We start from the raw sequence: 6,029 nt of genomic DNA, 5'->3' as shown, positions 1-6,029 counted from the left end.
ATAAATTCGACAAACCCGTGATAAAGGCCTGCTTTACGCGGACTTTTTCACCGGACTTCTAGAATTAGGTGAATTTATATGTCGGCAGCGGCCATTTTTAAATTCTGATTTGGTTAAGGCGGGCATTATATTACATGACATCGCAAAGCCTGTGGAGATGATTTCAGAATATGGAATGGTAACGTACTACAGTAACCAAGGCAAGTTAATAGGACATATTTGCATGACTTCGAATTGGATTACTGAAGCCGCGATAAAACTTGATATCGATTTAGATTCATATGTTATCCTGGCTTTGCAACACTTGGTATTATCTCATCACAATTTAGGGGAGTGGGGGAGTCCGGTTCAACCGCAACTACCAGAGGCAGTGGCGTTGCATTACATCGATGTAATGGATGCTAAGCTTCAGATGGTTGAAGATATGCTTGAAACAACTTCGGAGAGTGAGGAATGGACAGCGGTTATTCGTGGCTTGGAAAATAAACCGATGCTAAAATTGAAGCTGTAGCGGATTTCTTCATTTTGTAATGACCTTGAACAAATAAATGTTTAAGGTCGTTTTTATTTAACAAGTGTCCAAGCGATATCCGCATATCCTCCTTTAGGAGGGGATGCCGGGTGCATGTGAAACTTATATCGGGTGAATCTAATGACAAAATCCGCGTTGCCTGTTATGATTATCTCCTAGAGAAGTTCAGGAGGGAGAAACATGATCGCTATTTACGCCAGGGTGAGCACAGAAGAACAAGCAAAACATGGGTTCAGCCTGAACGATCAGATTCGTCAGTGTCGACTGAAGGCCGGAACTAATAAGGTTAAAGAGTACATTGACGATGGGATATCAGGGGAGTTTTTAGATAGACCTGCCTTGACTAAATTACGTGAAGATGTTAGAGAAGGGATCATTGCCAAAATCATTTGTCTTGACCCTGACCGATTGTCGCGGAAGTTAATGAATCAGTTGATAATATCAGATGAGTTCGATAGGCGTGGGATTGAGCTTATATTTGTAAATGGAGAATACTCCAAAACTCCGGAAGGAAATTTGTTTTATTCTATGCGCGGGGCAATAGCCGAATTTGAGAAATCAAAAATAAACGAACGTATGAGTCGTGGGAGAAGGGAAAAAGCTAGACAAGGGAAAGTACTGCGTGATTTTCAGATTTATGGTTATAAATACGACAAAGAGACAGAACAATTCATAATTGACGAAGACGAGGCAGCTATCGTAAGGCTAATATTTGATTTATTTACTCAGCCGAATACGATGGTTCAAGGATTAAACGGAATCGCGCTCTATCTTACCTCAAAAGGTGTGCCTACCAAAAGGGGAGCGGCGCTTTGGCACCGGCAAGTAGTCAGGCAAATTATTATGAATAGAGCCTATATAGGTGAGTTTTATCAGAATCGTTGGAATACAGAAGGAATGCTGGGTAACAAGCACAGAAAAGATGAAGAAAAAATCCCCATGAGGGAAAGGCCAAAAAGCGAGTGGATATTGTTACCATGTCCAGCAATCGTAGATGAAGCACAGTTTGAACATGCCCAGAGATTATTATCAGAATCGCGTCGCAGGTGGGCACAGAAAAGTAAACATCCTTATTTGTTGAGTGGATTGTTGAGGTGTGGTGACTGTGGCAACACAATGACCGGGAGGTTATCAAATAACTGGGGTAAAAAGGTACCCGAATACACGGATATTAAGAATACGGCTGGTGCAAAATCAAAGGGTTGTGGTCGTAGGATTAAGGCACATATCATTGAGGAACAAGTTTGGGAGCAGGTTGCTAGTTGGCTAAATAATCCCGATGAAATTGCCGCGGCACTACAACAAGAAAAGACAAAAGAGCCTTTTGAAGCAGGAGAAATAGCCAGGATAGAAAAGGAGATTGAAAAAACGAAAAACGCTCGAAAAAAGTTAATTAAACTGTTTGCTGCTAGTGAGGATGGTATTGCGGAAGAGGATATTCGGCAAGAGTTAAAGGAATTATCATTGAAAGAGGAATCCTTAAATAATCAGTTGCTTGAATTATCAGAAACACTTAATTCAGCTCAGAACAATGAATATAATATCAATATTCTGATGGAAGCAGTTCAATATTATTTGTCAAAAGGGCAGGATGAGCTTACCTTCGAAGAGAGACGTGACCTCATTCGTCAAGTTGTTCGAGAGATTAGGGTTTATGAGGACACTGTTGAGATATTTACGTTTTAATTTGGAGAGTATCAAGGAACAGAGGCGGACAGAATGTTTGCCTCTTTTTTGTATTTCACTATCATTTAAAAGTCAATGCTTTGACAGATTATGTAAGAGATCTAGTAATGTAGTGGTGAAAAATGTAAAATGGAGATGTAGAATGTCGTTGAGGTGATCTCATATGAAATATTATTTAAAAAGTTTCCTCAAGGAAAATTATGCCAATAAGAATGACGCATATTTATTTATCTTATGGAGTGTATTTAAAAACATCTCAACCTCAACTAAATTAAGTGATGCAATAAAAAAAGAATTAAGCATGTTGGATTACGAAAACTTTAGATTTATTTCGAAAAAGGATACTGCAACGAGAATTGTTGAAAAAATGAAGCAGTCAAACACTGATACCCTAACAAAAGGTAAGGCGTCTAGAATCGAATGGATTCAAATTAAAAATTTCAAATCCTTTGGATCATTAAGTGATGAAGATAAAGGCGTCAAAATTGATTTAGATCTAAAGAAAAACATTTTCTTTGCACCAAATGGAGGAGGCAAAACATCACTTTGTGAAGCTTTCGAATACAAATTAACTGGCTCCATAAAAGAAGCAGTTCGAAGAGGGGTCAGCTTAAAGGAGTATATAAAAAGGGATTCTCATAAGGAAAGTATTGTAATAAAATTTGTGGATGATGATTCGACTAGAGACAAGTTTACTGAATCAGATAATCTATTTTTTCACAAATGCTTTATTGAGAAAAATAGATTACAGGAGTTTGTGCTCATGGGCTCCAAAGATACCGGAACAAAAGAAAAGGACGTTATTGCTGTTATTCTAGGTCTTCAAGAATTGGATGATTTAGTGTCATCTTTTGTGCAACCGGCTAGTTTTAAGTTAGCTTCATTGAAGAGAAACCAAATAACTCAAGAGCTCTCAGATCTAGATAAGTTGAATCAAACATACCATGTTCAAAAAGCGCTCTTAGAAAATCAACAGAAAAACGAAAGGGAGAATTGTTCCAGGTTATTGGGATTTGAGTCAGGAGAAATAGATCAAAATATCCTTGATTCAGAGATAAATGCTTTAAACGAGAAATTAGGTCTTTTACAAAAAGATCTCATTGTACTTGAAGAAAGTAAAACTACACCTGTATCTCCAGAAAAAATAATAAGGTATGAAAATCTCATAAACAGACAATTGGAGAGGTTGAAGGAACTAAAGGAAGATTTTAATGATAAAGCTCTAAAAGTAAATTATGAACAATTTTATCAAGTTCTTAGTTCGTTGGAAAAGACAGATAAATTAATTGAGTCGTGTCCTGCCTGCGGTACTCCTATTAGTCAAGTTCTCAGTCATCCTTATACCAAGGCTCGAGTAGAGCTTGAGAACTTAAAGGATATTTCTAAACTGCAATCCAATCTAAAGCGTGTTGAAAAGAGGGTTAAATCAAGATGTTATTCAATGTGTGTGAATTTTATAAAGGCATACAAAGAGAACTCTAAAATTATATCTAGCAATGAGTATAACTTTGAAGAAACGGTTAGCCAATTAAGGGACATTTTGAGTGGCAAGGACAAAGATAAGGAACTCAACTTTGTCATAAGTGCCATGAGTAAATTACATAATTCTAAAAAAGAAATCATGTCGTACTTTGAATTGGTAAATGAGTATCATCAGAAACATGATTTATCTAGATCAATCGCTGAAAAACAAAGTGAGATCAATTTCACACGAAAAAAAGTAGAGGCATTAAAGTTATCAAGAGCAAACATTGTACGAAATGAGGAAGCACTTACAAAATTAAAGGAAAATAATTCGGCATATAACGAAAAAGTAGATAAACTGAAAAGCAAATTGATCAATGAAAATAATTTTAATCAATTTCTAGACAGTGTCGAACTAGCATACAAAGATTTTATTAAGGATTTAACATTATTCAAGTTAGAGATTGAATCTAAGCAAATACATGATATAGAGCAGAGTGTGACAAATTATTATCAGAATATTAATAAAAACGATGATGATGCAGAGTACATAACCGCCGTTAATTTTACTCTTGAAGGAACATCCTATAAGATAAATGTTACACTAAAAGATGGAACTACGAGAAACTCATACGCTTGTTTAAGCGAGGGGCACCTCAGATCACTAGGATTATCAATACTTTTAGCGGTTGCAGAGAAAAATAATGTTCCGTTTATAATTTTTGATGATGTGGTAAATGCAATCGATAGCGATCATAGAGCTAATATAATTGAATTATTATTCAATAATGATTTCTTAAAGAAGACACAGCAAATAATCACTACTCATGACCGATTATTCTGGGAAAGGTTCTGCAACACCTATTCACAAAAAGTGAATAGAAAAGATGTAGATAAAATGAGTTATGTCATCAACTATACACATACAGGTTCAGTATTAGTTCAACACAACGTAGGATTCGAAGAGAAAATTCAGACAGCACTTAAATATTTTGACGTTAGACAAGCCTTGATTTACTGTCGTATTTGGTTCGAAACACTTGTAACGGAGTATCTTGTGGAACGTGGCGAGACGTTAACAGCAAAGTTCCACCATAAGGAAAGAAACAATCTTCTGAAACCAACATTAGAAAGTATTTATGCTGCTTTTTCAAAGTACTTCCCAAATGATCCAGACTTATCATTAATTAAAAATGATCTAATTAACTGGTCTGCTCAGAATCAAGAACATCATAGTTTTGATGAAAATAGTTACAATTTTGTCCATGCAAAAAACAGCGACGAGATCGAAAAAATTTTTGTGGCAATACAGAAGGTATCGTTTAAATTATTCCCAAAACGTGAGATGGAAAGGTTGAATAAAAGGAAAATCCAGTTAATAGCCCAGTATGAATCGCTTGTTAGAAAATACGAAAACGAAGACTTTAGAAAAAAAGCGCCAAGAGAAGTTATTCAGCAACACTTAATAAAGGTAGAAGATGTACGTGCGGAGCTACAAAAAATCGATCAGTTATTGAATACTCTCCAAAATCCAGCGTAAATTATCCTTGAATATTGAAGCCCTCTTGCCTAATAAAATTGGTGTGAGGGCTACTTTGTATCATGATCGGTAACGTAGCACTTTTTAATGATACACTAATGACATTAGATCCGAAATCCTGATGCATCTGCGGTCGCTCAAGAAAACACGCAAAGACGTTTCCCTGCAGGACCCGATCGGAACGGATAAAGAAGGGAATGAAATAACGTTAATTGACATTCTCGGCACGGAAGCCGATGATGTCGTGGATAAAGTGCAATTAAAGATTGAGCGGTCGAAGATATATAAGAATCTAGACATTTTGGATGAGCGGGAGCGGGAAGTGGTCGTTGGGCGATTCGGTCTGGAAACCGGCGGCGAGGAGCGGACGCAGCGGGAGATTGCGAAGGAGCTGGGGATCTCGCGCAGTTATGTGTCGCGGATTGAGAAGCGGGCATTGATGAAGCTGTACCATGAGTTTTATAAAGCAAAACGGTAAAGGAGGGGCTGAGGCCTCTCCTTTATTGTTTTGTTGCAAGTAGCTTTCACCGGATATTTCAGCGAGGATAACACGACCGCGGCTATAAAAGCTAGTCACAAAACGAAAACCGACGTTTCTTTCTTACTTGAAGACACATCCGCCAAACCGGAAAATTGAAAGCTGTCCAACAATCAATTGAAATGCAGATGGAAGAAAGGTCTTGGACCTTTCTATTTTTATGATTAGATTCTATTAATTCGTAAATACTAGTACTAGATTTATAGACATGAGCATTTTGCATAAACCAGAGCCCTTGCTAGACAAAGGTTTTTGAACATAAAAAAGGG

At 37.1% G+C, this 6,029-nt stretch carries 2 protein-coding genes and 2 pseudogenes; all 4 read left to right on the top strand.

What is annotated here, in order from left to right; translation table 11 throughout:
- Positions 1 to 55: 55 nt before the first annotated feature.
- Positions 56 to 511 (top strand): annotated as a pseudogene (locus ACFFK0_RS12220) (HD domain-containing protein); the annotation flags it as partial.
- Between the two features lie 201 nt (positions 512 to 712).
- Positions 713 to 2,218, top strand: coding sequence for a recombinase family protein (locus ACFFK0_RS12215; protein ID WP_377470489.1), 1,506 nt, complete (start codon positions 713 to 715; stop codon positions 2,216 to 2,218).
- A 163-nt stretch (positions 2,219 to 2,381) separates the two neighbouring features.
- Positions 2,382 to 5,222, top strand: coding sequence for an AAA family ATPase (locus ACFFK0_RS12210; protein WP_377470487.1), 2,841 nt, complete (start codon positions 2,382 to 2,384; stop codon positions 5,220 to 5,222).
- Positions 5,223 to 5,325: 103 nt separating this feature from the next.
- A pseudogene (locus ACFFK0_RS12205) lies at positions 5,326 to 5,700 on the top strand (sigma-70 family RNA polymerase sigma factor); the annotation flags it as partial.
- Positions 5,701 to 6,029 lie beyond the last annotated feature (329 nt).

Origin of the sequence: Paenibacillus chartarius (assembly GCF_042432825.1) — a bacterium.
Lineage (GTDB): Bacteria > Bacillota > Bacilli > Paenibacillales > NBRC-103111 > Gordoniibacillus > Gordoniibacillus chartarius.
Note: the sequence above shows the minus strand (reverse complement) of the source record. Positions and strands in the feature narration are given on the sequence as shown.